This is a genomic window from Synechococcus sp. UW179A (assembly GCF_900473965.1).
In the GTDB taxonomy this organism is placed as follows: domain Bacteria; phylum Cyanobacteriota; class Cyanobacteriia; order PCC-6307; family Cyanobiaceae; genus Synechococcus_C.
Genome location: NZ_UCNJ01000012.1, coordinates 360,540 through 385,019, shown reverse-complemented (window position 1 = coordinate 385,019; position 24,480 = coordinate 360,540). Strand labels below are relative to the sequence as shown.

The 24,480-nt window shown below is 43.1% G+C and carries 28 protein-coding genes; 19 read left to right on the top strand and 9 right to left on the bottom strand.

The annotated features are described in order from the left end of the window. Nucleotides 1-190 precede the first annotated feature (190 nt). The 12 genes from DXY31_RS16410 (at nt 191) to DXY31_RS06490 (ending at nt 10,811) form a co-directional block, all read left to right on the top strand. Nucleotides 191-697: a hypothetical protein gene (locus DXY31_RS16410; protein WP_137024923.1), complete on the top strand. Its 507-nt coding sequence runs from the start codon at nt 191-193 to the stop codon at nt 695-697. 60 nt (nt 698-757) lie between these two features. Next, nucleotides 758-1,198, top strand: a complete 441-nt coding sequence (locus tag DXY31_RS16405; protein WP_137024922.1) for a hypothetical protein — start codon at nt 758-760, stop codon at nt 1,196-1,198. A gap of 96 nt (nt 1,199-1,294) precedes the next feature. Next, nucleotides 1,295-1,774, top strand: coding sequence for a hypothetical protein (locus DXY31_RS16400; RefSeq protein WP_137024921.1), 480 nt, complete (start codon nt 1,295-1,297; stop codon nt 1,772-1,774). Nucleotides 1,775-1,958: 184 nt separating this feature from the next. After that, the gene (locus tag DXY31_RS06520) at nt 1,959-2,243 is read left to right on the top strand and encodes a thiocillin family RiPP (RefSeq protein WP_206749796.1); all 285 of its coding nucleotides are present in this window, start codon (nt 1,959-1,961) and stop codon (nt 2,241-2,243) included. A 382-nt stretch (nt 2,244-2,625) separates the two neighbouring features. Further along, nucleotides 2,626-3,102: a hypothetical protein gene (locus DXY31_RS16395; protein WP_137024920.1), complete on the top strand. Its 477-nt coding sequence runs from the start codon at nt 2,626-2,628 to the stop codon at nt 3,100-3,102. Between the two features lie 59 nt (nt 3,103-3,161). Continuing rightward, on the top strand, nt 3,162-3,566 hold the full coding sequence (locus DXY31_RS06515) for a thiocillin family RiPP (RefSeq protein ID WP_114992951.1): 405 nt from the start codon (nt 3,162-3,164) through the stop codon (nt 3,564-3,566). Nucleotides 3,567-3,939: 373 nt separating this feature from the next. Continuing rightward, nucleotides 3,940-4,416 (top strand): hypothetical protein, encoded by a 477-nt coding sequence (locus DXY31_RS16390; protein WP_137024919.1) that lies wholly within the window; start codon nt 3,940-3,942, stop codon nt 4,414-4,416. 62 nt (nt 4,417-4,478) lie between these two features. Then, nucleotides 4,479-4,886 carry a thiocillin family RiPP gene (locus DXY31_RS06510; protein WP_114992950.1) on the top strand — a complete coding sequence of 136 codons (408 nt, stop codon included), beginning with the start codon at nt 4,479-4,481 and terminating at the stop codon, nt 4,884-4,886. A gap of 611 nt (nt 4,887-5,497) precedes the next feature. Beyond that, nucleotides 5,498-7,708, top strand: coding sequence for a YcaO-like family protein (locus tag DXY31_RS06505; RefSeq protein ID WP_170953582.1), 2,211 nt, complete (start codon nt 5,498-5,500; stop codon nt 7,706-7,708). Further along, nucleotides 7,705-9,015, top strand: coding sequence for a SagB family peptide dehydrogenase (locus DXY31_RS06500; RefSeq protein ID WP_114992948.1), 1,311 nt, complete (start codon nt 7,705-7,707; stop codon nt 9,013-9,015). Before DXY31_RS06505 ends, DXY31_RS06500 begins: the two co-directional genes overlap by 4 nt. A 4-nt stretch (nt 9,016-9,019) precedes the next feature. Then, entirely contained in the window at nt 9,020-10,099 is a 1,080-nt protein-coding gene (locus DXY31_RS06495) for a cytochrome P450 (protein WP_137024917.1), read from the top strand. A gap of 454 nt (nt 10,100-10,553) precedes the next feature. Beyond that, nucleotides 10,554-10,811 (top strand): hypothetical protein, encoded by a 258-nt coding sequence (locus DXY31_RS06490; RefSeq protein ID WP_137024916.1) that lies wholly within the window; start codon nt 10,554-10,556, stop codon nt 10,809-10,811. Here DXY31_RS06490 and DXY31_RS06485 read toward each other — a convergent pair. Further along, nucleotides 10,805-11,104 (bottom strand): SemiSWEET family sugar transporter, encoded by a 300-nt coding sequence (locus tag DXY31_RS06485; RefSeq protein WP_114992945.1) that lies wholly within the window; start codon nt 11,102-11,104, stop codon nt 10,805-10,807. The genes DXY31_RS06490 and DXY31_RS06485 overlap by 7 nt on opposite strands. Before the next feature lie 189 nt (nt 11,105-11,293). Between DXY31_RS06485 and DXY31_RS06480 the strand changes: the two genes are divergently transcribed. The 4 genes from DXY31_RS06480 to arsS all read left to right on the top strand — a co-directional run bounded on the left by DXY31_RS06480 (nt 11,294) and on the right by arsS (nt 15,085). Then, nucleotides 11,294-11,878, top strand: a complete 585-nt coding sequence (locus DXY31_RS06480; RefSeq protein ID WP_114992944.1) for a glutathione S-transferase family protein — start codon at nt 11,294-11,296, stop codon at nt 11,876-11,878. Between the two features lie 89 nt (nt 11,879-11,967). Continuing rightward, nucleotides 11,968-13,173 carry a glucosylglycerol 3-phosphatase gene (stpA, locus tag DXY31_RS06475; RefSeq protein WP_114992943.1) on the top strand — a complete coding sequence of 402 codons (1,206 nt, stop codon included), beginning with the start codon at nt 11,968-11,970 and terminating at the stop codon, nt 13,171-13,173. Between the two features lie 157 nt (nt 13,174-13,330). Then, entirely contained in the window at nt 13,331-14,074 is a 744-nt protein-coding gene (locus DXY31_RS06470; protein WP_114993118.1) for a hypothetical protein, read from the top strand. A 57-nt stretch (nt 14,075-14,131) separates the two neighbouring features. Next, nucleotides 14,132-15,085 (top strand): arsenosugar biosynthesis radical SAM (seleno)protein ArsS, encoded by a 954-nt coding sequence (gene arsS, locus DXY31_RS06465; protein WP_114992942.1) that lies wholly within the window; start codon nt 14,132-14,134, stop codon nt 15,083-15,085. Here the strand turns inward: arsS and DXY31_RS06460 are convergent. Beyond that, a complete protein-coding gene (locus DXY31_RS06460; RefSeq protein ID WP_114992941.1) occupies nt 15,078-15,338 on the bottom strand; it encodes a cell division protein SepF in 261 nt (86 codons plus the stop codon). The genes arsS and DXY31_RS06460 overlap by 8 nt on opposite strands. Before the next feature lie 55 nt (nt 15,339-15,393). Here DXY31_RS06460 and DXY31_RS06455 point away from each other — a divergent pair, with 55 nt between their 5' ends. Further along, a complete protein-coding gene (locus DXY31_RS06455) occupies nt 15,394-15,885 on the top strand; it encodes a hypothetical protein (RefSeq protein ID WP_114992940.1) in 492 nt (163 codons plus the stop codon). A gap of 8 nt (nt 15,886-15,893) precedes the next feature. Here DXY31_RS06455 and DXY31_RS06450 read toward each other — a convergent pair whose 3' ends face one another. Further along, on the bottom strand, nt 15,894-16,346 hold the full coding sequence (locus tag DXY31_RS06450) for a Fur family transcriptional regulator (protein WP_114992939.1): 453 nt from the start codon (nt 16,344-16,346) through the stop codon (nt 15,894-15,896). 301 nt (nt 16,347-16,647) lie between these two features. Here DXY31_RS06450 and DXY31_RS06445 point away from each other — a divergent pair, with 301 nt between their 5' ends. Further along, nucleotides 16,648-16,860, top strand: a complete 213-nt coding sequence (locus tag DXY31_RS06445) for a hypothetical protein (RefSeq protein ID WP_066906241.1) — start codon at nt 16,648-16,650, stop codon at nt 16,858-16,860. On the opposite strand, the gene DXY31_RS06440 is transcribed toward DXY31_RS06445, so the two are convergent. The 4 genes from DXY31_RS06440 to DXY31_RS06420 all read right to left on the bottom strand — a co-directional run bounded on the left by DXY31_RS06440 (nt 16,844) and on the right by DXY31_RS06420 (nt 20,479). Continuing rightward, nucleotides 16,844-17,239 (bottom strand): hypothetical protein, encoded by a 396-nt coding sequence (locus DXY31_RS06440; protein WP_244279590.1) that lies wholly within the window; start codon nt 17,237-17,239, stop codon nt 16,844-16,846. The genes DXY31_RS06445 and DXY31_RS06440 overlap by 17 nt on opposite strands. Nucleotides 17,240-17,649: 410 nt before the next feature. Then, the gene (locus DXY31_RS06435) at nt 17,650-18,414 is read right to left on the bottom strand and encodes an ROK family protein (RefSeq protein ID WP_244279589.1); all 765 of its coding nucleotides are present in this window, start codon (nt 18,412-18,414) and stop codon (nt 17,650-17,652) included. An 829-nt stretch (nt 18,415-19,243) separates the two neighbouring features. Then, nucleotides 19,244-19,714 (bottom strand): hypothetical protein, encoded by a 471-nt coding sequence (locus DXY31_RS06425; protein WP_114992935.1) that lies wholly within the window; start codon nt 19,712-19,714, stop codon nt 19,244-19,246. Between the two features lie 618 nt (nt 19,715-20,332). After that, nucleotides 20,333-20,479: a Nif11-like leader peptide family natural product precursor gene (locus DXY31_RS06420; protein WP_114992934.1), complete on the bottom strand. Its 147-nt coding sequence runs from the start codon at nt 20,477-20,479 to the stop codon at nt 20,333-20,335. Nucleotides 20,480-21,942: 1,463 nt separating this feature from the next. Here DXY31_RS06420 and gdhA point away from each other — a divergent pair. Further along, a complete protein-coding gene (gene gdhA, locus DXY31_RS06410) occupies nt 21,943-23,298 on the top strand; it encodes an NADP-specific glutamate dehydrogenase (RefSeq protein ID WP_114992932.1) in 1,356 nt (451 codons plus the stop codon). Between the two features lie 485 nt (nt 23,299-23,783). Here the strand turns inward: gdhA and DXY31_RS06405 are convergent, their stop codons facing one another. Together DXY31_RS06405 and DXY31_RS06400 are read right to left on the bottom strand one after the other, a co-directional pair. After that, a complete protein-coding gene (locus DXY31_RS06405) occupies nt 23,784-24,029 on the bottom strand; it encodes a Nif11-like leader peptide family natural product precursor (RefSeq protein ID WP_114992931.1) in 246 nt (81 codons plus the stop codon). A gap of 192 nt (nt 24,030-24,221) precedes the next feature. Then, a complete protein-coding gene (locus tag DXY31_RS06400; protein ID WP_114992930.1) occupies nt 24,222-24,473 on the bottom strand; it encodes a Nif11-like leader peptide family natural product precursor in 252 nt (83 codons plus the stop codon). Nucleotides 24,474-24,480 lie beyond the last annotated feature (7 nt).

Sequence of the window (24,480 nt, the reverse complement as noted above, 5' to 3'; positions counted from 1 at the left end):
GGGTTAATACCTTGCTTTTTTTAACGATAGATTTAAAAGTTTTCTTCTTACGGAAGTCATGATTCAAGTCATCATATGATACATCAAGCATGTTTGTAATATCCAGGCTCTCCAATGAATTGTTTAAAAAGTAAAAAGATTGGAGATTTTTGGATCTTCTTTGTATAATGAAGCAATTGCTTAGACTACTATGCCATTTGGGGTTCGAAGCGGTAAAATTAGATTAGATGATCTGTACGAAAATCCCACTGAAAAAAGAGCAACGGCTAAAGAATTCATGCTGATGTATGAAAAGCTTGTTAAAGAATCGTGGGATGATCAAGAACTTCGCGCTCGACTAATAGAGAATCCAGAAGAAGTCTTTAATGAGCGAGGATTTGATACCAGTGAGATGAAAGAAAATGGTTTCAGATTTAGAATGGTTGAGACAGATTTATCTGATCCTGAAACTGAATCAATCAAGATTCCTTTACCCAATAAACCTGCTTCGGCTAATCTTACAGAGGAAGAGTTAGCAGCTATTGCTGGCGGTACATCAACTAGTGGTAGTGCCGCGTCTGCCAGTACGTTGAGTTGTCCTGCATGTACAGCAGGATCAGCTGGATCAGCTGGTAGCAGTTGCGCTGGGGGAAGAACGACGCCCGGAGTGACAAAAAGCATGGAACCTAACCTAGGGGGGGGGGATAGGGGATGGTAAAAATTGATCATCAGTATTAATAAGTCATTTTTTCAAAAACCATTCATTTGCTGATTACTTATGCCATTCGGAGCTGCAGCAGGAACTTTCGATTTACCTTTTGATAAAAAAAGGGCAGAAGAGTTTATGCATGTCTATGAAAAATTAGTCGCGGAATCATGGACAAATCCTGAACTCAAGGAGCGTATGAAGAGTGATTTGACAGGCTTACTTCAAGAACATGGACTCGATACCGAAGGTCGAACAATTGAAGCTTATGAAACACCTTGGGAAGAGCAGCACATAGTCCATTTGCCCCTTCCAAGGAAGCCGTCGTCAGATAAGCTAAGTGAAGAACAATTAGCGTCCCTTTCAGGGGGAACATCGTCTAGTAGTAGTGCCGCCTCTGCCGGTACGGTCAGTTGCCCCGTCGGTACAGCAGGATCAGCAGGATCAGCCGGCAGCGATTGTAGTGGTGGAAGAACAACGCCCGGTCTGAACAAGGGAAACGTGGGGCAATAAAACTTATAAACACATTTTTTTCATAATATAATATATTTGTCTTAGGCGTTAAGTGGCACTTATGGGTTTATCATAGATACAGAAGCCTAATTATTAATGGTATTCGGCGTCAGGAATGGAAAACTCGATCTGAGCAATTCATTCATAGATGAATCAGTTGCTCATGATTTCATGTTGATGTATGAAAGACTTGTCCAAGAAACATGGTCCGATCCAGCGCTTCGCACTCGATTGATTGAAAATCCCGAGGAAGTATTGGCAGAACGAGGCTTTGATACCAGTGAATTAAAGGAGCATGGTATTTCCATTCAGATGTTTGAGACACAGCTTTGTGCGCGGGGAGAAGAGCCAGTGATTATTCCCTTACCTAGAAAGCCAGACGCACAAATTATCAGTGAAGAGCAATTAAGTTCTATTTCCGGCGGATCGTCAAGTACCGGTACAACAAGTACTGCAGCAACTGCAAGTTGTCCGCTTGGTTCGGCAAGTTCAACAGGGTCATGTGGTGCTCCTCCTTCCAAGCAGACGCAGAGCACGATTATGCATGTAGCAGCAAAACTAGAGGGTGTGGAGTAGTGATTTAAATTTAGTTATTACCGATCTTTTTCTTGCATTTTCTTTCTCCCTATCTATTTATTATGACTTTCGGTGCTGCTCAAAGACATTTCAAACTCTCTTACAACGAAAGTCGTGGTAAACAATTCATGCACATCTATAAATTGTAGAAGAATCTGGCTCAAATCCAGAATTGAGAGAACGCTTGAAATCTGATTTAAGTTGTGTCTTGGATGAAAATGGTTTTGATACTGAAGGCCGAAAGTTCGAGACATATGAAACTGAGCTTCACGAAAGACATGTTGTGCATCTGCCTTTGCCTAGAAAACCACCGTTAGCGAATTTCAACGAAGAACAGCTAGCCGCAATTGCTGGTGGTGGTTCCTGCTCAGGTTCCGCAGGTACGGCTGGAAGTGCAAGTTGTCCAGCGGGTTCAGCAAGCACCACAGGTTCAGCTGGAAGCCACTGCACGAAGCCCAAAAAGCATTGACCTCAACAGAAATGATGTGTAGCGTATTTTTCCTTTATAAGGCAGAGAGAGGAGCATTTAGCGCTCATCCCAGCGCGAACTTTGTTTCCCGGTTCTGCCGGTAAGGTATGTTGCTTATTCCCTGTAGCTGGAGCCGTGGGATATGCAAGTTGCAGTTGCCTGGACAAAATAATATGGATCAATCAGGGGATGAATCACCGATCATGAGCATTAGTTGATCTTCGTTCATATCAAAAAGACCTCACACAACAAACTGAATTTATTAATGTATATTTAGCTACCTTTGTTTGATGCGTGAATAAACCTCACTGTAAACAAATTAAAAAAGGATTTGGAGGACCCTTCCTGTTTATGCTATGGATAAGAAAACGTTTCTAGTAAAATGGTATTTGGCGTTAGGAGCGGAAAGCTTGATCTCAGTAGTTCATTCATAGACGAATCAATTTCTAATGACTTTATGGTGATGTATGAAAAGCTGGTGCATGAATCATGGACCGATTCAGCTCTTCGTTCTCGATTAATTGAAAATCCTGCAGAGGTATTTGAAGAGCGAGGCTTTGATGTGAGTGAATTAAAGGAGCATGGTATATCCATTCAGATGTTTGAGACACAGCTCTATCAACCAGGCGACGAGCCGGTGATTATTCCTTTACCTAGAAAGCCAGACGCCCAAATCCTCAGTGAAGAGGAATTAAGTTCAATTTCAGGTGGATCATGTAGTGGAACAAGTAGTACTGCAGGAACAGCAAGTTGTCCAATTTTTTCGGCAGGCTCAACAGGATCATGCGGGAAGGCTCCAAGTACACAAAACCAGAGCATGGAAGCAAAGGCTACAGCGGCAGCAGAATGCGCAGAGTAATCCCAACTTAATTATTACCTCTCTTTTGTAAACCATTTCTTCCCACCTTTGTATTTATTATGATTTTTGGAGCTGCTCAAGGACATTTCAAACTCTCTTACGACGAAAATCGTGCTAAACAATTCATGCACATCTATGAAAGGCTTGTGGAAGAGTCTTGGTCAAACCCAGAATTGAGAGAACGCCTGAAATCTGATTTAAGTGGTGTCTTGGAAGAAAATGGTTTTGATACAGAAGGATTTAAGTTTGTGGCTTATGAAACAGATTACAGCAACACGCTACATCTTCCTCTTCCTCAAAAACCGACCAGTGACGTTTTGAGTGAAGAGCAATTATCCTCCTTATCAGAAGGGAGTTCGTCAGCTGCCTGTGCAGGAACCGCTGGAACGATGGGCTGCCCAGCAGGTTCAGCAAGCACCTCAGGTTCAGCTGGAAGCCACTGCACGAAGCCCAAAAAGCATTGACCACAACAGAAATGATCTGTAGCGAATATTCCTTTATAAGGCAGAGAGAGGAACATTTAGCTCTCATCCCAGGGCAACTTTATCTGCCGGTAAGGTATGTTGCTTATTCCCTGTAGCTGGAGCCGTGGGATATGCAAGTTGCAGTTGCCTGGACAAAATAAGCTGGATCACTCAGGGGATAATTAACCGATCATGAGCATTAGTTGATCTTCGCTCATATCAAAAAGACCTGATATAACAATCTGGATTGAAGAATGTATATTTAGACACCCTCTTGAGGCGAGAATGAGCCTAATTGTAAACAAATTAAGCAAAAGACGTAGAGGATCCTGGATGTCTATGCTATGTATAATAATAATACATTTCTAGTAAAATGGTATTTGGCCTTAGGAGCGGAAAGCTCGATCTCAGTAGTTCATTCATTGACGAATCAATTGCCAATGACTTTACGGTGATGTATGAAAAGCTGGTGCATGAATCATGGACCGATCCAGCTCTTCGTTCTCGTTTAATTGAAAATCCTGTAGAGGTATTTGCAGAGCGAGGCTTTGATGTGAGTGAATTGAAGGAGCATGATATATCCATTCAGATGGTTGAGACACAGCTCTATCAACCAGGCGACGAGCCGGTGATTATTCCTTTACCTAGAAAGCCAGATGCACAAATCCTCAGTGAAGAGGAATTAAGTTCTATTTCCGGCGGATCGTCAAGTAATGGAACAAGTAGTACTGCAGGAACAGCAAGTTGTCCAATTGGTTCGGTAGGCTCAACAGGATCATGCGGTGCAGCTCCAAGTAAACAATCGCAGAACGCGGAAGCACATGCTACAGCAGCAATTCCAGCAGAATAGTAATCCAAACTTAATTATTACCTCCTTTTTGTAAACCATTTCTTCCCACCTTTGTATTTATTATGACTTTTGGAGCTGCTCAAGGACATTTCAAACTCTCTTACGACGAAAATCGTGCTAAACAATTCATGCACATCTATGAAAGGCTTGTGGAAGAGTCTTGGTCAAACCCAGAATTGAGAGAACGCCTGAAATCTGATTTAAGTGGTGTCTTGGAAGAAAATGGTTTTGATACAGAAGGATTTAAGTTTGTGGCTTATGAAACAGATTACAGCAACACGCTACATCTTCCTCTTCCTCAAAAACCGACCAGTGACGTTTTGAGTGAAGAGCAATTATCCTCCTTATCAGAAGGGAGTTCGTCAGCTGCCTGTGCAGGAACCGCTGGAACGATGGGCTGTCCAGCAGGTTCAGCAAGCACCTCAGGTTCAGCTGGAAGCTACTGCGCGAAGCCCAAAAAGAATGGTTAAGAACATAATTGGATCTGGTGAGGATATTGCCCTGATTTGACGGAATAATTTTTGAGTGAGATTAGTTATTCTTGATATATAGCGCATAATAAGTAATAGCTATTTCAGACGTTATTGATTGTCTGCGTTCCAGGTGATTTGCTAGTATAATGGTTAGTATTGTTTAATTGGGCTGAGATTGTCTAGTATTCATAGGTAAAATTGACAATAATGATCTACTGTTTTCATCTTTATTAAAGCCTTTACAAAGGCTTGATGATTTTTTACACTTTGCATGATCTTTGCTAAGGTTGATAATTAAAATCGTTGCAAGTTATACTTTATTTTTTAACAGAGCACAAAGTATTGAGCTAAGTTGCCACCATACAATTTAATGGCAAAAGAACAATTGTTGATTATCAACATTCTGATGATTTGCATCTGCCATGGAGGTGCAAGCCGGCATAAGTTAAAACTCGCAATATATATGCACATTTATCAACCTATGGCTACCATTATATTAGAATATTAGTCTACTCTTGGTAGTAAGATTATTAAGGCCTACACGCAGGATCCGCTTAAGTCCTTTTAATGACTATTTGTTCGACGACGAGTCTATCGTTGTATCTACATTGGACTCATCGAATGTTGTCTACGACAAATTATTTATTGATATATATAAGCAACTAGAGTCTATAAACTCTATAGAGATTCATAGATTATCAGACAAAATAAATCAGGATTTATCCATCTTAATCTTCAAATGTGCAGAATGGATTAGTAAAAACTATTTTATTGTTGATTTCGAGAATGAGCAAATTCAGAATCAATATCTGTTTCACGTGAGACTCGGATTAAATCTAAGCGATCTTATATTTGATGATAATTCTTGTTGCCTAACAGTAGAAGATCTTACCAAGCAATCTTATCAATCCGATGATAATAAATTAGCAAATTTGTATAGTTGTTGTACTTCAAAGCATTTACAGGGCCTAAACGTTAGGACTTTTCTTATTAATGACAAGCCTACAATTGCCGATAAAGAGTACATATACCAAGAGATTGCGAAAAGTTGCATAGATCGCGATCTATTCCAAATAATTATTTCAACAAAGACAGGTATTATCATCTCCCAACTATTTAATAACGGATCTAGCCCTTGCTCAAATTGTTTGTTCAATACATTAGAAGAAACAGATGAAATACGACTTTATCAAAATACTGTAAGAAGTTCGAAATTATCAAACACCAGTTTATTTCTACGAAATTGGTGGAATGCAGAATCTTTTGCTGTGATGATTTATGCAAATCTATTAAAACGACTTCATTTATTAGATTCAACAATGCCAAAATTACCATTCGTTGAATATATTGATTATCTTGGCATTGATAGGCAACAATATCATGTACTGCGTAGACATCTCTCATGCCAAAACTATAATTGTCAATTTGATTTCGACCCAATTCAGAATCTTAAAGCAGATTTAAACGTTGAAGTTCATCTACAAAATTCTCAATCTGGTCTCCGTAGCCTATCCGCTAATATGTTCATCGATAACGCTGAGCACTTAGTAAGTCCGTTAACAGGTGTCGTTAAATTCCTAACGAAAGTAAAGCAAAGTGAGTCTGATATGTATCATGTTTATAATTCAGGGCATAATTGGGCTGTTCATCTGAATTCAATCAGTGATTTAAAAGCAGGATTACGTACTAATTCCCAAGGCAAAGGTGAAAGCGATGCACAAGCAAAGGCTGGAGCCATTGCTGAGGCGATTGAGCGATTTTCTCCATTACATAATAAGGAACAGACTGTTATTTTTAGCTCCCAGTCTGATCTTAGAATGCCTTCCGTATCATTACAAGCATGCTTAAAATTTTCAGATTTACAATATCAACAACGTGAATTATGGAATGATCAGAATTATCGGTTTGCTAATATTCCTTTCCCAACCAATGAGAACACTCAACTTGAGTGGTCAAAAGGCTACGATTTAATTAATGATAGAGAAATACTCCTTCCCTCTGGTTATCTTTTTTTTGGCTATGATTCTGATTATGAAGCCAATTTTTATTCCATTGGTTGTTCGAATGGTATATCCGTTGGTGCCAACTGTCAGGACTCAATCATTCAAGGTTTTTTAGAACTTATAGAGCGTGATGCAGTTGGAATTTGGTGGAATAATATGCTTCGGTGTCCTGGAATTCATCCTTCAAAGTTTCATACAAAATATATTGATGATCTTCACTCTTTTTACAAGACAATGAATAGAGAATTATATTTTCTAGATTTAACAACTGATATCCACATTCCTGTGATCGCTGCTATATGTTTTAGAACTGATAAAAATAAGAAGGATATATTGATGGCATTTGGTGCTCATTTTGATCCTGTAATTGCAGCGCAACGTGCTCTAGGCGAAATCAACCAGTTTTTTCCAGCTGTTTCAGATATTAAAGATGACACTGACTCAAATTATCTATATGATGATCCACAATCCCTTCAATGGTGGTCTTCCGCCAATTTTGAGAATCAACCCTATCTGGTGCCCTCATGCTATGGAGATCTCCCCTCTAATTATTTTGAAGGTGAAGGGCCATCAACATCTCGTGAACTGCTTGATCAGATAAAACAGCTCTGTATGAATCATAATTTCGATTTTTATGCCTATAACTACACTAAACCTAATATCAATATTTCATGTACAAAAACAATAGTTCCACAATTATCACATTTCTGGGCTAGATATGGTTGTGATCGATTGTTCGAAGTTCCGGTTCGTATGGGGTATCTTCAGCATCAAAATAAGGAGACTGACTTCAATCCAATTCCAATGTTCTTATGAAATTTTTTATTCAGTTTCCTGACTTTATCAACATTGACAATGTAATCAGACTTCGCTCTGGTGTTATTGATACCATTGTTCCTTCACAAATCATAGACGATCGGATCATTGCTCTTATCAGCCAACCAATTTCGACAGATTCTTTCGAAGAGCATATTAATGATCTCCTTCCACTGTTTGCCTTTTCATGTGGATTCGGAAGGGTAAAAATATTTACAGAATGTAAGGGCATTGTTTTTGAGTTAAAGCGTTCTTGCCGTATTTCTCTTAAAACAAAGAAGGTCTCTCTTTTTTATGATAATCATGAGTACATTATCCGAACAGATAGTACTACGGCAATATATATGGCACCTAGTTCTGCTTGGATACTTACTTCTAAAATTAAACTCATTCCAACTGTCGAAAAATTATTGAACTCCGATAACTCGTTCATCAATTTGATGAGATCTATTTGTGATGAGATCCCCCAACAGGCTAATACATCATCTCAAGTCTCAAATGATCAAGCATCTCGGCATATCCCTATTGATATTGTCGATCAATTACATATAGCTCATTCACGCAAGGGTTTCGACCACACACAGCCAATTGGAGCAACCTTCCCCTATGATGTTGATCCTCCTCATCTCTTCTATAAATCAAATAAATCAAAAGCGGATCCTATTTCACTCAATCAACTAGTCTTATCCTCTCTACCTGCTATTAGTTTTACATCAACAATCTCATCACGACGTTCGCGAAAGAGTCTCGATATCAATCGTTTTTTATCATTCGATGATCTTTCGAGATTTTTAGGCACTGTCTTTTACACTACAAGAATATTTTTGCGTTCAGATGAATATCCTAATAGCTATGATTCATGTTTAAGATTTTATCCAAATGGTGGTGGTGTTCACGAATTAGAGCCTTTTATTGTTGTCAATCGCGTTTCAGGACTCGATTCAGGTATCTATCATTATTCACCTTTCCACCACCAATTATCTTTACTTTCTGTTAGTCATTCTGATCTTAAATCGACGATTTCTGAAGCATATCACTCTTCTGGAAAAGAATCACTTCCTGCCGTTTTTATAATATTAGTCTCAAGACTCGAGAGGTTGTCCTGGAAATATGAGCGAATGGCATACCACGTTACCCTCAAGAATACTGGAGTGATTTTAGGTTTTATGTCACAAGTAGCTTCTTTGCTCAATTTATATGGGTGCCCAATGGGCAATAGTGACTCATTCCGGTTTAGTCAAATTATTGGAGAAGATCCACTCAAAATGCCTGCAGTCGGAGAATTTTGTCTGAGTCCCAGTGATTAGTTCAATGAATCAAATTGATTTTATTCAAAGACTTCATCAAGATCCATCGTTTGTACCGTTAAATTTTGAATTTGTCAGCTCTTTTGCAAAGGGATCTCCTACTTATTCAATATCGCTGCCCCAAAATAATACACATTATATTTTCTCACGCCAGCTTGCTGAACAGATGCTTAGCTCAACTTTATTATTACCAAACATTGGTGATATACTATTTGATATACCTCCAGAAATTGCCAGTTTTATTAAGAATTTTCCTGTTTTTTCGTCTGTCGAGATCCATCGTAAATTTCGAGGATTTATAGGGAAAAACTATTTAAAGCAATCTCATCTTTATTGTGGTGACATTGCAAGTCAATATATTCAAGATTCACTCCGACTATTGAAAACAGGCGAATCACTGTCTAATAATCTTAGTGATCTAACTATGAAGATTAACTCTAAAATACTTCATTTGAGTGATCCTGTTGAAGGTATATTTTCAAAGCTTACTCCGCAATTTGCTGCCGCTTTCAAGACATTCCCCTTTGATTTCACGCAAATTTCTATTGACCTTGTGGATGAGCTCTACAAGGTATGTCTAGATGATGATCCAAACATAGACGTAGAAACTGCCAAGCAAAGTATAGAATCCCTTTTTTTCATATTCTTTTCGGGTAGTGATACGATCACCAGCCTTTTTGAGGTTTATTTGTATCTCAGATCTAATCAGCAATTATATCCACATTTTGCATCCCTGGACTCTGGTCGAAAGGCTGATTATATCCTTACATATTTCCCGTATTTTAGGTTTATTGCCAGAGTTTCTACCTCAGATCTTGATTTTGATGATTTTACAGTTAAATCAGGCGATACTGTTATGATTTCTATCCAGGTTGTTAATTCTCTGATGAGTGCAAGCAACCATCGTACCCTTACGTTTGGATTTGGGGAGTATTCATGTATCGGAAAGTTTGTCTCTCCAATTGTATTGAGGGTTTTTATTGATATTGTTGAATCTGATTTCAAGCACCTAAAATTAGATTGTAAATGTTTTGCTTCTCATCCAATCCTTACCTATCTCGAAAATCCACAAATTATAATTTAATTTGATTTATGCTTGTGTCGACTCACGTCCGAAAAATTTTTTTTGATCAGTGCTCATAATTTTTTTTAACCAAGAGTTGATGTCATATGAGCTGGCTAATGTCTATCCTTACCCAATATCTCTAGACCATAATTAATTTCGGTTTGTTTTTGCTTTCCTCATCTCATTTTTCATTTGTATTGTTGGTTCATTAACAAGAGTTCATTGACCACTGACCACTTGCTGATTGGCTAGTGATTGGTTTCGATCCCTTCAGCTTTCCTTGGCTTCAATCAGGGGATTTTTTATTGTCATAGTTTCAGCAGAGTTGCTCATTCTTCGCGTCGTATCTAATTCTGTTAGGGAATCAGATGTCATTGATACAGTTTTTCCTGCACATGTAACGAATGACTTGCCCTTAAGGTATACCATGTTGGTGCTGACACACCTATGATTGCAATTTAAACTTGGTTTGATGAACAGTGCTGAGATGGAAAATGAGATTCGTACTCTGCTCGGAAATTCAGATATTGGTTTATTAGAAGGTCTGTTGGTGGACTCTGCAGACTGGGGGGTCAATATTAGAATGATGTTGAACAATGAATTTGTTGAAGTTGATCTGATTAAAAACTGGGATGGGTTTGAAATGATCTTGCTCGACGAGCAAAAACGAGACTCCATTCAAATTGATCAACTACAGGATATTCTTCAAATTCTTAAAAGCCACTATTGATTTCCTTGAAAAGTTGTTTTTACTTCCTTTTCGAAGCTAAATTTCATCGCCAGAATTGCTAGGTTTAACGTTAATGTGAACGCATTTGCGATCATCACCGGTTTGGCCTCAACCTGATATCCATAGATCACCCAACACAGACAGCCAGTGCTGAAAGTCAGTAAAAGAGCATAAGAAACGTCTTTCGCTGATTGGGTTTTCCAGGTTTTGATGACTTGTGGCAAGAATGCGATCGTTGAAAGCGTTGCCGCTGCGAAGCCGAACAATTCTGAAGAACTCAAATCGAATGGCATTTGTACGATGTCTTTTGATTATGGTTCTGCTTCTAATGCTAGCTGGCCACTTCAACTGTCTGATCGCACAATCCGAATGATCAATCACAGCGTTGGGTTTTACAGGACAGTAAAAACTGATGTTGTGACCTAATGAACCTTGAATCTTCAACTGTTCATTGCCAGCATTGAATTTTGTTGAAGTGATCCATGGCTTTAAAGCTCTTTGGTGGTCCAAGAACACGAGCCAGCATGCCCCGCTGGTTCATGGAAGAGAAAGCGATCGACTACGAGCTGGTGGAACTGGACCTTCAGTCGAAGCAGCATCACCAGCCAGATTTTCTTGGCATCAACCCATTTGGAAAGTTGCCCGCGCTGATCGACAGCGACGTGCTGCTTGAGGATGGATCTCCCCTGAAGTTGTTTGAAAGCGGAGCAATCCTGCTGCATCTGGCCGAGAATTATAGCGGCGAGATCATCACGCCTGCACAGCGAGCCCTGACCAGCCAGTGGGTGTTGTTTGCCAACTCAACGCTTTCCATTGCTCTGTTCGTTCCCTCCAATCGCGAGCGTGAATTCCCACGACTCATGGAGACGCTCAATCAGCAATTGGATCCTGAACGTCCTCTCGTTGGTGATTGTTGGGGAGCAGCGGACTGCGCTGTCCACGCTTACCTCAGTTACCTGCCGCTGTTTTTTCCTGAGATCGATCTCAGCCCTTATCCCGTCGTTCAGGCGGTGATCGAGTCCACAAGCCGACGTCCGGCTTACAGGTTTGTCATGGGGTATGCCTGAACTGTGATCAATGTCTTGGTCCGTGCTGATTGGCGATTCAGTCAATGCATGGGAGGGTGTGAACCAAGACTGCGGCAACCCTGGTTCGGATGGATCTTGCTTCATTGCATCGAGAACTCGTTGACAGTCCTGACCTGTTGATCGTTCAGGACCTTGATGGGGTCTGCATTCCACTGGTGAAGGATCCCCTAACCAGGACTATTTCTCCGGACTACGTCCACGCTGCAGCCCGATTACGAGGCAGCTTCGCTGTTCTCACGAATGGTGAGCACGAAGGTCGTCGTGGTGTGAACCGTCTGGTTGAAACGGCACTCGGTGACAGTGCAATAGCGCGAAGCCAAGGGCTCTATTTACCCGGTCTTGCTGCTGGTGGAGTGCAGCTCCAGGATGAATTCGGCAATGTCACGCATCCTGGAGTCAGTGAGTCTGAAATCAGCTTCCTGGCTTCCGTCCCGGAGCGAATGAGGGCTCTGATGAGTTCCATGCTTCCTGCCTTGATGCCGGAATTGAGCGATGAGCAGCTTGCCGTTGAGTTGGAGCTGGCGGTTCTAGACACTCAGCTCTCACCAACCATCAATCTCAACCACCTGTTCAGTCGAACCCCTGATGATGTTGAGCATCAGCGGCGATTGCAGTCAATGCTGGAGTCGCTCATGCAGCAACTGATGGCAATGGCTGTGGCCGAAGGGCTTCAGGACTCTTTCTTTCTGCACGTCGCTCCCAACCTCGGGCGCGACTCCCTTGGCCATGAACGGCTCAAGCCAGCCGAGCAGGGAAATGTCGGCAGCACCGATATCCAGTTCATGTTGCGGGGAGCTATCAAGGAAGCCGGGTTACTGGTCTTGATCAATCGCCATATCCAAGCGCGCACAGGCACCGCACCTCTCGGTGAAGAGTTCAACGTTCGAAATGCACCCCACGACCATGCGTCGCTGCTTGCCCTGTGTAAACAACGGATACCCCGTGATCAGATGCCACACCTGGTGGGCGTTGGTGACACCGTTACTTCAACAATCAACCCTTCGGGAGATGGCTGGTTGCGAGGAGGCAGCGACCGAGGCTTTCTCACTCTTCTTCAGGAACTGGGATGTAGCTTTGGACGTCCCAACCGGGTTGTGCTCGTCGACAGCAGTGCGGGAGAAGTGGACCGCCCTTCTCTGGCTGATGGCTCTCAAGCCGGGATCAGTGACCCAGAGGACCCTCTTAAATTTGATGTTTGTATTCCTGGTGGTCCAGAGGCCTATGTGAACTGGTTCACCGGTTTGTCGGAAGCTATGGCTATCTCAAAGCACTGAGTCGGCCTAAATCTGAACAAATCAAATCAAAGCGTTCGGTCTCCATGGCCTGTTCACTTCTTCTGATATCACCTTGCGGTTATTCATTAATGCATTGGTGAGCTTGTTTCTGCAGACTTGGTTGATCAGATCTTCTGCAATGCAAACACTGTTGTCGTTGCCAACGCTGCTGGCATCAGCTCTTGCAAATGCATTCGTTCAAGCGCAGCCTGTCCAGGCATCCATCTCCTGCGCAGTTCCGGTTACAGGGCAATATCTGATCGTGAGTCAGGGTCTGCGTGGTAACCAACCAATGGGCAGCCTTCAACTGGAAACGTGGTTGCCCAACGGTTCCGTCAGCGGCACCCGTTTTCTGCGGGTTGGTCGCAGCTATCGCGAAACGAAATACGAAGGTCGCTGGGAGTCAGATAGCCACTGTCGATTGACTGTGATCAGAGATCAACAAGGTTACGGAAGCAAGGTTTTGCTCACTGCACAGGGGCTGCCTCGCTTCGGACTCAGCAATCGAATTGGCGACGTTGTAAGGGAACAATGGATGGCGCAGCCTGATCTTCGCTGTGAACCAGAGAGCATGAACGGCAGCTTCCTGAGCCAACAAAGAGGTAGCAGTTTTGCTGCTTCGTCATGGAAGCCCAATGCCGTGATTCAGCGTGAGAGCTGGACCGGATGGCAGATGGTTGGTCTCGCGGTCTCCTCCTACGACGGCGCTGGTGAGGTGGCTGGTTATCAGGGCCAATTCACTCAGCACGACAACTGCATCGGTCGGATTCGTCAACAGGATGATCGGGGTGTGACCTACGCCTACGCAGCGATACTGCGCTCAGATGGCTCGGGCTACGCCTATCTGCAGACACAAGGTGATGACCTGACGGTTGCTTTGGTTGAAAAGTCGGAGTCTTAACTCTGTGGGTATTTCGCCAGAATCCCAGCAGGTCATGGCTCAGATCGCTTTCCGACGTTGACATCAACCTTTCCAGAAACGCTGAGGTTCCCTCCCGTTCGCCGAGGGAAATTGACCACTCTGCAGGTCAATCTCGGCTATCGCTGCAATCAGAGCTGCAGTCACTGTCATGTGAACGCAGGCCCCTGGAGGAGGGAAATGATGGCCGGGGAGCTGATTGATCTGATCCCTGAGGTGCTCGCCCGGCTAGATCTTCACTGTTTAGATCTCACCGGCGGTGCGCCGGAACTGCACCCTCAGTTTCGTGAGCTTGTTTCAGCGGCCAGGACTCTTGGCGTTGAGGTGATTGATCGCTGCAACCTTACGATCCTCAGCGAACCCGGATACGAGGATCTTGCTGAATTCTTAGCGACCATGGGAGTGAGGGTGGTTGCATCTCTGCCCTGTTACGAGCAAGAGAGGGTGGATCTGCAACGAGGCCAGGGCGTCTACGAGCGCAGCATTGCGGGTCTGAAACAGTTGAATCAGCTGGGGTATGCCCAACCAGGATCGCCGTTGCAGCTGGATCTGGTCTTCAATCCATCAGGTCCTTGTCTACCGCCCGCGCAGCAGCCCCTTGAAGCTCAATACCGGCAGGCATTGTCAGCAAGCCACGGAATTTCGTTTTCCCACCTGCTCACGATCACCAACATGCCGATCCAGCGCTTCGCACGCGATTTGCAGCATCAAGGTCAGCTCGAGCCGTATCAGCAGATTTTGCGAGAAGCCCATCGACCGGAAAATATCCATGCGGTGATGTGCCGAAGCCTGATCAGTGTGAGTTGGACTGGAGCCCTCTACGACTGCGATTTCAACCAACAGTTGGATCTTGCATCCAACGTTGGACCACAACATCTCACTGATCTACTTAGCGCAGCCGATGGGCTGATGGATCAACCGATCGCAGTCGCAGATCATTGTTTCGGGTGCACAGCTGGCAATGGATCTAGCTGTGGGGGTTCTCTCAGTTGAGCGTCACCTGAACCCCGGCTGGCGTGAATAGGAAAACGTGATCGCCAAGGCGATGTTCTTCTCCGTCGACGGCTCTGACACCACCTGAAACGAAATCGGCGGTGCGTTGTGCCTGGGCGTTGTCCATGGCACTGAGATCAAGGACCACCGTTTTCTGACTACGAACGGCCAGAACGGCTGACATCCCTTCCGTCACGTCCTGTGGACGGATCACAAGCAACTCCTGTGATCGCTCTTGAGTGAATTGATTCATTACTCTCAGCCTGGCGAGGCTGGAGGAAAGTCGCAGCAACCGTCACCATGCAGTGATGACTAAATCCTCCTCACCAGATTCTGCACCCGCTCACTGCGGCAGTAAGCCCAAACGTTTGGCTGTTGGAATCGCTCCTCTAGGAACGGTCTCCATCGGGATCGTCCCAATGGGCGTAATTTGTATTGGTATCGTTCCGATGGGAGTTGTTTCCATCGGTGTTGTCGCCATGGGAGTGATCAATCTCTCAATTGTGGGGATGGGTTTGCTGGCGATTGGTGCCAACACCATGGGGGTCTGGACGGTTGGACCGATGAGCATGGGCTTGGTGCAAATCGGTGGTCGCAGCAGCCATAACCACAGCAGCCATAACCACAGCCAACATGGCAGCAATGCGGCCGCCGAGTCTGGGGATGATCCTCGCTTCATGGCCTATCCCACAAAGGCTGAAGCCGAAAAACAGGCCAGATTGATCGGCTGCGAGGGGGTTCATCAGATGGGTAGTCACTGGATGGCTTGTGCCGAGCATTCAACGGGCCATCACGAATAAAAACCCGATTAGCGACACTCTCGGCAGATTCCCCGCACGTTCAGGCTGGAGTCGATCAGTTCAAAATCGAATTGCTTACAGGCATCACGACCAGCCTGAAGAACCGGCTCATTTTCAAATTCCTCCGTTCGTCCACACCTCACGCAGACAAGGTGATGGTGGTGAATGTGTTCGGCATCCGCCAGCTCAAAACGACTGCCACCGTCTCGGAGTTCCAGCTCCTGGAGAAAATCCATCTCCACCAACAAACGCAGGGTGCGATAGATGGTGGCGAGAGAGACCTTTGACTGATTGTCGACAAGCTGACGGTGGACCTCTTCTGCACTGAGATGGCTTCCACTGCCGATCTCTTCAAACAGGTCGAGAACCAATCGCCTCTGCGGCGTCATCCGACGCCCATCTTGATGAAGCCCCTTCTTAAGAGTTCCGGTCGCTTCAGCAGAAGAGGTTGCAGGCGACATGCAAACCGTATGCGGTATTTCTCAATAGTACGCACTATTGAGAGTCTCTACCAGTGCTTGTTGATGAGTTGTTTTCTCCTTTGGCTGGTCGTGGGTGTGACCCCTGATACGAAGCCCCCGCAAAAATGGCAGTTCATTGGGACCTTGCTCGGGTCCTGGAGGGATCGCTGAAACGACTGATTGCGATCGACACGACATCGTCCTTAACAAGGCTCAACAGTTTGCTAAGGAGCATGTAGGCAAACCCGATAGGCTGACTTGCCGTTTGAAGAACAGAGTGTCGGTCTCCTGGACGGTGCTAATGCGCTTCTTTGCGAGCGGTCTTTTCCTGCTGGCCCACGGGCTGTTGGTGCTTGAGCACATTGCTCTGGGTACAGCTCTGCATGGCGTTGCCGAAGTTTTTCTTGCTCCATGGGCACTGCGTCATCGCGCCTGGGACCTGATTGTGATTGGTCTGATTTTCTGTGTCTTTGACCTGTGGGGAACCCTGAGATTGATCAACGTGTTGGGTTGAGAGTCACGGATTCCATCCACCAACGGGCGACACGTCCAGCTTCATCGGGCTGACTGGCTGGCACAGTCACGACCACAAGCCTTTTGTTACTCCGTTGATAGTCATACCGGCAGTAACCGACACCAGTCCCTGAGCAGGACGCCAGTGAGGAAAGTTGGTTGCCCGCCAATTGCTGCTCAAAGTTGCGCACCTGTCCCTCAGGCGCAGGATTCCAACCTGTTGAAGTGAGCGTCTGGTCAACGTCTAAAATCGACTGCCCAGCCTGGAGATCAGGGAGTCGTTGTTCTGCTTTGAGGTCAACCCACATTCCTGACATCATCAGCCCGGAAAAAAACAACAGCCAGCGCATAACCGAGCCCGTTTCATTAGGCATAGCCATGGATCTGGTTCTGATGCCACACTTCAGCGTTGATTCCTCTGCGGCTCTTTAAAATAAAAAGTAGGGGCGACGAAGCGAGGCAGAACTGCAGTTGCAGACAGGATTTCTAGATGTAAAAAACAGGTCAACAAAGAATTGCGTTTTGTTAAAACCGTTATGCTTTTTTGCTTGAATTGTCGGGTAGAGACCCAAAAGCAATTGCTCAGAACAATCGAATGATCTCAACATGCTGCGAGAGTGAATTGAGTTCACTTAGCCGACCATCAGAAAATCCAGACTTATTGAATCTATTTCATCATCAATTCAAGTTATCGAATCGATGAATCTAAACTTTAATTACTATAAGCAGGGAGCTGATAGCCGTTGAAATAGAGAAGCAAATAATAAGAATATAGGATGATTTTTAATTGTCAGCTTGATTGATAATTCTCCCATAAAAAATAGCCTCCCAAGACGCCTGCTTTGTTTGAGTGCAGGATCACCTCATTGGAGAGTTCAACTTCTTTAAGAAGCTTGCTGTTGCCACCTCCCAAGTGCAGCAGATCCCAGTTCCATATATGTTTTGTCGTTGAGATTACTCTCTCGACACGCTTAATCCATTTGTCTTTACCAGTGGATTCAAGAGCCATTCTGCCAACATAATCCTCGTAAGTTTTACTCTTTTTAAAAAGGTGATGCGCAAGTTCGAGGTTGGGTACAAGGCTTCCATCCACAAAAAGGGCTGAACCCATCCCGGTACCAAGGGTCAACACCATTTCAACACCCTCTCCTGAAACACATCCATATCCCTGAACATCAGCATCATTAGCCACACGAGTCGGTTTGCTCAATTGATGCTCCAACAAAACAGCCAAATTGGTACCTGGCCAATTCACGTCCAAGTTGGCGGCTGTTTCAATAATTCCATTCCGTACAACCCCTGGAAAACCAACAGCCACACGATCAAATCCAGGGACTTCTGAGGTCAATTGTTCGATCACCTCAATGATCGCATCTGGTGTTCCAGGATGAGGGGTTTCACAACGTTTTCGATCGCAAAGCGGAGTACCCTTTGAATCAACAACAATCAGCTTCACTCCTGTTCCGCCAATGTCAATGCAGAGTGTGTCTGGTACTGCTTTCATCTTTAATTCCTGTATTAACAATAGTCTATGCAAGAAAAGTAAACTTTTCAAGTATGCAGAGCTGGTTTAATAAACCGACGCTTCAAGTCATCACTTGATAGACCGAATAAAACATAGTAATGCTTAAGAGAATTGTTCCTTCGGGGTCAAGTAAAACTATGTTGTAGACACTAGCATCTAAGTGAATTGATTGCAATTAAGTAATTGTGATTGAACGTCCGACTGCAGTAATTACTGGTAAGACAATACTCAAATACAATCTAAGCTGACATCAATCATGGAAAAAGTCATCAATAGAAGGACATAACAGCCCAGTAATGAATCGTATTCAGTTTATTCCAATCAATATTGTCAAGGGATTAAGAGTGTTTCATTATGATTGATGTTCGCAGTTTCTGTTAAGAAATTGAGTGCGACGAGCATCTGTCAAGTCAGACTTTCGTGCCTTATCACAGAGTTCATGAAGGCGTTGATTCAGCTGTTGCTGATCTTTGATGTCTTCTCTGATGCCGCGTACATAAAGAGATCCGGTCAACAGTGCCACCGATACAGCACAAAACACGGCGATGGTTTTTAAAAAATTATCCATCATTTGCCTAGACCAAAAGTCCAGTATCTTGAATCAGTCAACACTACAGAAGAAATAACGGATTGAAGCAAAAGACATCGATTTTGCTGCGAAATAGTCTCAATGCACTTAACGGCGAGAGTTGTGAACAGAGTCTCGAAACAGCTCCTCAAAGTTTTAGGCTGTATGTACCTGAGCGTGGACTCAACCAGAGATAGCTTTTGGCTGATATCTGGTAAGACATTTAATTGTCGTTCACTTGAGAATGAGATGGAACCTTGAGATCTAGGCTGATCCAAGTAGACGTTTCTATTATGTATTGCTAGAGATTACCTCTAACTCTGTAACAGAAGATTGAATAAAATTATTCAATATACCAATGAATCGATGCATTGAAACAACAGCGAATACCACGGCAGTTGAATTGCACAACCAGCCTAGAAAGAACAGCGAAAACCCAATTGGCCAATTCGCGGATACGTTATATTGGCTAAAGAATGCATCAAGTGCTGCATCCACAGCAGCAAAAAGAGTTGCAATGAACATAATTCCAGCAAGTTGAGCTGCTTTGATGCCCGCCCTTCGTTGTGTTGTACGTAAAAGAGCTCTACTGGTAACCATTTGAAGGTTGGCAATCATAAAGAATGCAACAAACAAAGTTAAATTTGATAATTGCCTAACAACAAACACCTCGCGAGATTCGATGGTTAAATAACCGATTCCAATGATTGGAAATAAAATCCGAAGTGCGGCGAAGGCAGCGTTAATAACAAGAGGCTTCAAAAGACAATTTAGCTTGTTTTAAATCACTAGCTACTTTTGATCAATGCAGTCTGATTGATGTAAGTGTCTTTATGTTCTACGGTCTGAAAACTTGATCTGATTTCGGTCTATGCGATGATGAATTCGATTACTGTGTTTCCTAGCGGTTGTAGTCATCAATTTCGGTTCTATTAGAACGATAAGAATGCAACATAATCTGTTGAACGATTGCGGGTGTGTTAGAAGCGTGCACAGAAAGTTCAAGAGCAGAAAAGCTGCTTTTCAAATCAATGCGTTTAATCCGGTGACCACAGAATACACATCTAAATCAAGTTTAAGAAGTATATGGATAAATTCAATCATGTCGGGATCACCATTATTATTACAATAAGGGAATACATCGTCTGATTCGACTGTAGTTGAAGATTGATTTATCCAATGGGAATAGTGTGAAAATCATCAGTAGAAACGATGTTGTTCTTGAAAAAAATAAAAATAATCAATTCAAAAGGCTGAGCCATTGATCGGTCCACTCACTCCTGGCCCTTGAGCTGTTGGAATGCCAGTATTCGCGCAACAATTGCACTTTCTCTATAGACAATCTCAGCCACCGTATAGTGTCTCAGGTTCTTCGGGACTTCAATCCTTGAGAACATCAGCAGTAAGTTGATAGTTGTATTCCTTGGCAATATCAAGAAATTCACGTAGTTTTTGCAGCTTTAATCTTTCCCGCATTGTGTCTTCCTTTACTTGTTCTAAGAATGATTTCAGTTGTTCTTTGGACATCGGTATGAGATCAATTTATTTGTCACCGCATTGGGGTGATTAGCTGTTTTTGATAATATTCAAATGAAGTCATTGAAACTGAGTAGTAGACGTTCTATTTATTCCAAGAGTAATGCAAAGGAGAGAAGATTGAGATATAGATTGTGCATTGCTTTAAAACATTCAAGATGGTTCTGGACATCCAAAGCAATACTCCTATTGGTAACGGCAGCATTCACACCTGTTTTAAGTCAATGATTTGGAAACTATGGCGAATAGGTCCATTCAGGCTGGTCTCTTCACCACAGCTGCCATAACCAGATCAACGTTCCGAGCCTGTCCACAGCCCCCTATGTGATCCATGAAGGGGATGACCTGGATGTTGACGACCCTCTGCATAATATAATTTTTCAGCGATGAGATCTTCGACCATAGGATCTGGGCTTGATTTCAGAAAGTTAGCCGTCATGAAAACGGAAGTGAGTAATGAGGTGATCATGGTGTGAAGACAAAATATTTGGGGAGTTGTGCCCCAACGACTTCTTCAGGATCTCTGCCGACCTGGTGAAATCCTCTCTAAAGTTGTGGTTGAGAACCAGAAAGATCCTGGTGAACTTCTGGTGAATTGCTGAGATCACTGGAATCTGTGGAATTCCTCTTCGCGAAGACACTAGAAGAAGGACTCCAATACAGCCAAATGGGGATTGCCTTACTCTGACCAATTGAGATGAATTGTTTTGGGAGAGTGATCGATAGCGATTAGACATTCCTCACGATGAATCGCTTTCAGAGCTCGTGGATGAATCTGCTACGTCTTCGTATTCAAATCGGCCAAAGTTAACCATGCTGCATTAGTGTTGGAGATTTTTTAAAGAACACTATGAATTGCTCAAACCAGCAGAATTGTCTGTATTAATTACTATAAAATGCAAAATTATATTTTTCCAAGAGTAATATCTATTTCAAATCTAAGCAGCAATACCTAAAAACAGAGTTATTAGAAAAACAAAATTTATTTATACCGGATTTATTAAGTTGAGAACTTTAGCTTTCATCCCACCAATAGTCTTCAGAATTAAAGCCTTTGATTTTAGGTTTCTTGTCTGCATCGACTTCGACCTTGTTTTGTCCATCAGACATACACTTACTCCAGGATGACTGCCACGAAGTAACTTATTGGAAAATATTCACATAAAGATTGCAATAATAGGATTGAAATGTAGACCTGTTACGACTATACAATGATTAGATTTTGAAGATATAGGGGTATCTGTCTAAGGCTGAGAACCAAGATAGGAATGACTGTCATTAGCATTCAAAAGTATCAACAAAAAAAGGATCATTCTTTCATCATCTTGCTGCCATGTTTTCTTAAATTCTTTGGTCATATTCATAAGTTGATCTGGGTAAACGATTGTATTCAAAGTCACTTCAGCTACAAGTAATTCCGTCATACTGACTATTGTGTTAAGAAACCATCGCTGATGTCTGATGCTGCTAGCAACGAGATAGATCAATTCATGAAGGGTTTGGTCAAAAGAAATCCTGGAGAGCCGGAATTTCATCAAGCTGTCCATGAAGTTGTAGAAACCCTAATACCGTTCATTCATTGCAATAGTGTATACAAGGATGCACAGATTCTAGAGCGGATGACTGAACCTGATCGCGTCGTTATTTTTCGAGTCTGCTGGGAAGATGACGCTGGCAATGTACGTACTAATCGTGCGTGGCGTGTGCAGTTTAATAATTCAATCGGCCCTTATAAAGGTGGAATGCGATTTCACCCAAATGTCTCATTAAGTGTCTTGAAATTTTTAGGTTTTGAACAAACCTTCAAGAATAGTCTTACGGGTCTGCCGATGGGTGGAGGAAAAGGTGGCTCTAACTTTAATCCGAAGGGAAAAAGTGACCGGGAAATAATGCGTTTCTGTCAATCTCTGATGATTGAACTGCATAGGCATATTGGTGAGGATACAGATGTGCCCGCTGGTGATATTGGTGTCGGTTCTCGTGAAATCAGTTATATGTTTGGACAGTATAAGCGTCTTGAGAATCGATTTAGTGGAATCCTGACTGGTAAGGGGCTGTCGTTCGGTGGAAGTCTTGTTCGTACTGAAGCGACAGGTTATGGTTGTGCTTATTTCTGTGAAAATATACTGAACTATATAGGTGACTCTCTAGTTGACAAAAAATGTTTAGTCTCTGGTTCTGGCAATGTGGCACTCTACGCAGTCGAAAAGGCAATAGAGTTAGGAGCTAAAGTTGTTACACTTTCCGATTCGGAAGGTTTTGTACATATCCCAAATGGTATTAATCTAGAAATGCTTGATTATGTAAAAGAGCTAAAAACATTCCGTCGTGGTCGAATCCACGAATTTGCTAATCAATACGATGGTGTTGATTTTTACGCAGGAAAGAGACCATGGAGTGTTCCCTGTGATATTGCCTTTCCTTGTGCCACACAAAACGAGATAAGCCAGACAGATTCACAGGAACTCATCAGGAATGGAGTTAAGGCTGTGATTGAGGGTGCGAACATGCCAACCACCCTTGAAGGTATTCATGAATTTCGCCATGCGAAGGTCATCCTTGCTCCTGCTAAGGCTGCAAATGCTGGTGGTGTGGCAGTCTCTGGCCTTGAGCAGAGTCAGAATGCATTGCGTTTGTCTTGGAGTCGAGAAGAAGTTGATCAGCGCTTAAAGTCAATTATGATGGAAATTCATTCTAAGTGTGTTCAGCATAGTCGTAAGTCCGAAAATTATACTGATTATATTACAGGAGCAAATATTGCTGGTTTTACCAAAGTTGCTGATGCAATGCTTGCTTATGGAATTGTCTAATTGTGCATCGTAGACGAGTATGGTTTGCAAGTGGTGTGCTATTAACACTTCAATGATGCATAGCTACTATAGACGTAAATGATTGATAGTATAAAGTGCACGCGATTTGTTTTTTTCAGTTCGTTGATTCGTGGAGGCAGATCATTGCTCTACTCAATAATCTTAATCAGCTTCATTGAGGTGTTTGATTAATTTGATTGTGAATTCATAGCCATGTTGCTTAGCGATAAAAATGCTGTTATTTAGTAACTCTGCTTCTTTTAGGCTCAGCTGTAGTTTGAATTACGATTTAAAAGGAGGATTGATTACTGATTAAGCCCAGACTATCTCAGCTCAACTTCGCTCAATCGTGCCGAGTAATGAAGGCTTATTTATGGGATTATTCAGACCATTGAAGAAATAAGAAGCTCCTGGCAATGCAGAGGCTTTGAGTGTGTAAGTTTTGAAGCCGAGGGGAAATCAGACTATTCAAATACCTCCAGAAATCAGCCAGTATTTATACAATGTTCAGTTTGATTCCAACAATGGCTTGCACCTCCCCCACACCCTCCAGCCACGCCTTCTAGTTCCTCTTCACTGAGATCAGTAATCTTATCAGCAGTGAATTCGAAGCCGTGTTCTTTAGCGATGCTCACAACATCTTCAGGTGACTTAGCTGCTTTTAACTTGTCTTGAAGATTGGAATCACCTTTCACTTTGGCGAGAAAGGCTTTGAGTTGCTCTTCTGACATGAGTAGCAGGTCTTTTCAGCAGTCATAGCAACAGTCTGCTGCAGCGTCTTTGGCTAATACTTACTGCGCTCAATCGTGCCAGGCATTGGAGGCTGATTGATGGTCTTTTTGGAGTGATTGAAGCAATAAAAAACTCCTAGGTTGCTGGGGCTTTGATTAAACTAGCACTACACCTTTAGGATATGAGTCACTTCAAGCCGCACAACCACCGCCGTGTAGGGTATAAGCCGACACAGGACAAGGCACCCCACCAGCCGCGCCTTCCAGCCCCTCTTCAGAAATCTCTGATTGAGCCTTAGTCAGGTCGTCAGCAGAAATACTAAAACCTGCTTCTTTCGCAATCGCAAGAACTGCGTCTGAATCAGCTGCGGCTTTGAGTTTCTCCTGAAGGCTGGTGTCAGCTTTGACCTTTTCTATAAAGGCTTTGAGTTGCTCTTCTGACATGGATATC

What these genes read in the sequence shown, in the direction of transcription:
- DXY31_RS06455 (WP_114992940.1), top strand. Translation starts at nt 15,394, where the DNA reads ATGACTAAATCCTCCTCACCAGATTCTGCACCCGCTCACTGCGGCAGT.
- DXY31_RS16400 (WP_137024921.1), top strand. Translation starts at nt 1,295, where the DNA reads ATGGTATTCGGCGTCAGGAATGGAAAACTCGATCTGAGCAATTCATTC.
- DXY31_RS06480 (WP_114992944.1), top strand. Translation starts at nt 11,294, where the DNA reads ATGGCTTTAAAGCTCTTTGGTGGTCCAAGAACACGAGCCAGCATGCCC.
- stpA (WP_114992943.1), top strand. Translation starts at nt 11,968, where the DNA reads ATGGATCTTGCTTCATTGCATCGAGAACTCGTTGACAGTCCTGACCTG.
- DXY31_RS06460 (WP_114992941.1), bottom strand. Translation starts at nt 15,338, where the DNA reads ATGAATCAATTCACTCAAGAGCGATCACAGGAGTTGCTTGTGATCCGT.
- DXY31_RS06485 (WP_114992945.1), bottom strand. Translation starts at nt 11,104, where the DNA reads ATGCCATTCGATTTGAGTTCTTCAGAATTGTTCGGCTTCGCAGCGGCA.
- DXY31_RS06405 (WP_114992931.1), bottom strand. Translation starts at nt 24,029, where the DNA reads ATGTCAGAAGAGCAACTCAAAGCCTTTCTCGCCAAAGTGAAAGGTGAT.
- DXY31_RS06515 (WP_114992951.1), top strand. Translation starts at nt 3,162, where the DNA reads ATGATTTTTGGAGCTGCTCAAGGACATTTCAAACTCTCTTACGACGAA.
- DXY31_RS06490 (WP_137024916.1), top strand. Translation starts at nt 10,554, where the DNA reads ATGAACAGTGCTGAGATGGAAAATGAGATTCGTACTCTGCTCGGAAAT.
- DXY31_RS06440 (WP_244279590.1), bottom strand. Translation starts at nt 17,239, where the DNA reads ATGGCTATGCCTAATGAAACGGGCTCGGTTATGCGCTGGCTGTTGTTT.
- DXY31_RS06420 (WP_114992934.1), bottom strand. Translation starts at nt 20,479, where the DNA reads ATGTCCAAAGAACAACTGAAATCATTCTTAGAACAAGTAAAGGAAGAC.
- DXY31_RS16405 (WP_137024922.1), top strand. Translation starts at nt 758, where the DNA reads ATGCCATTCGGAGCTGCAGCAGGAACTTTCGATTTACCTTTTGATAAA.
- DXY31_RS06400 (WP_114992930.1), bottom strand. Translation starts at nt 24,473, where the DNA reads ATGTCAGAAGAGCAACTCAAAGCCTTTATAGAAAAGGTCAAAGCTGAC.
- DXY31_RS06450 (WP_114992939.1), bottom strand. Translation starts at nt 16,346, where the DNA reads ATGTCGCCTGCAACCTCTTCTGCTGAAGCGACCGGAACTCTTAAGAAG.
- DXY31_RS16395 (WP_137024920.1), top strand. Translation starts at nt 2,626, where the DNA reads ATGGTATTTGGCGTTAGGAGCGGAAAGCTTGATCTCAGTAGTTCATTC.
- DXY31_RS16410 (WP_137024923.1), top strand. Translation starts at nt 191, where the DNA reads ATGCCATTTGGGGTTCGAAGCGGTAAAATTAGATTAGATGATCTGTAC.
- DXY31_RS06510 (WP_114992950.1), top strand. Translation starts at nt 4,479, where the DNA reads ATGACTTTTGGAGCTGCTCAAGGACATTTCAAACTCTCTTACGACGAA.
- DXY31_RS06495 (WP_137024917.1), top strand. Translation starts at nt 9,020, where the DNA reads ATGAATCAAATTGATTTTATTCAAAGACTTCATCAAGATCCATCGTTT.
- gdhA (WP_114992932.1), top strand. Translation starts at nt 21,943, where the DNA reads ATGTCTGATGCTGCTAGCAACGAGATAGATCAATTCATGAAGGGTTTG.
- DXY31_RS06445 (WP_066906241.1), top strand. Translation starts at nt 16,648, where the DNA reads ATGCGCTTCTTTGCGAGCGGTCTTTTCCTGCTGGCCCACGGGCTGTTG.
- DXY31_RS06500 (WP_114992948.1), top strand. Translation starts at nt 7,705, where the DNA reads ATGAAATTTTTTATTCAGTTTCCTGACTTTATCAACATTGACAATGTA.
- DXY31_RS16390 (WP_137024919.1), top strand. Translation starts at nt 3,940, where the DNA reads ATGGTATTTGGCCTTAGGAGCGGAAAGCTCGATCTCAGTAGTTCATTC.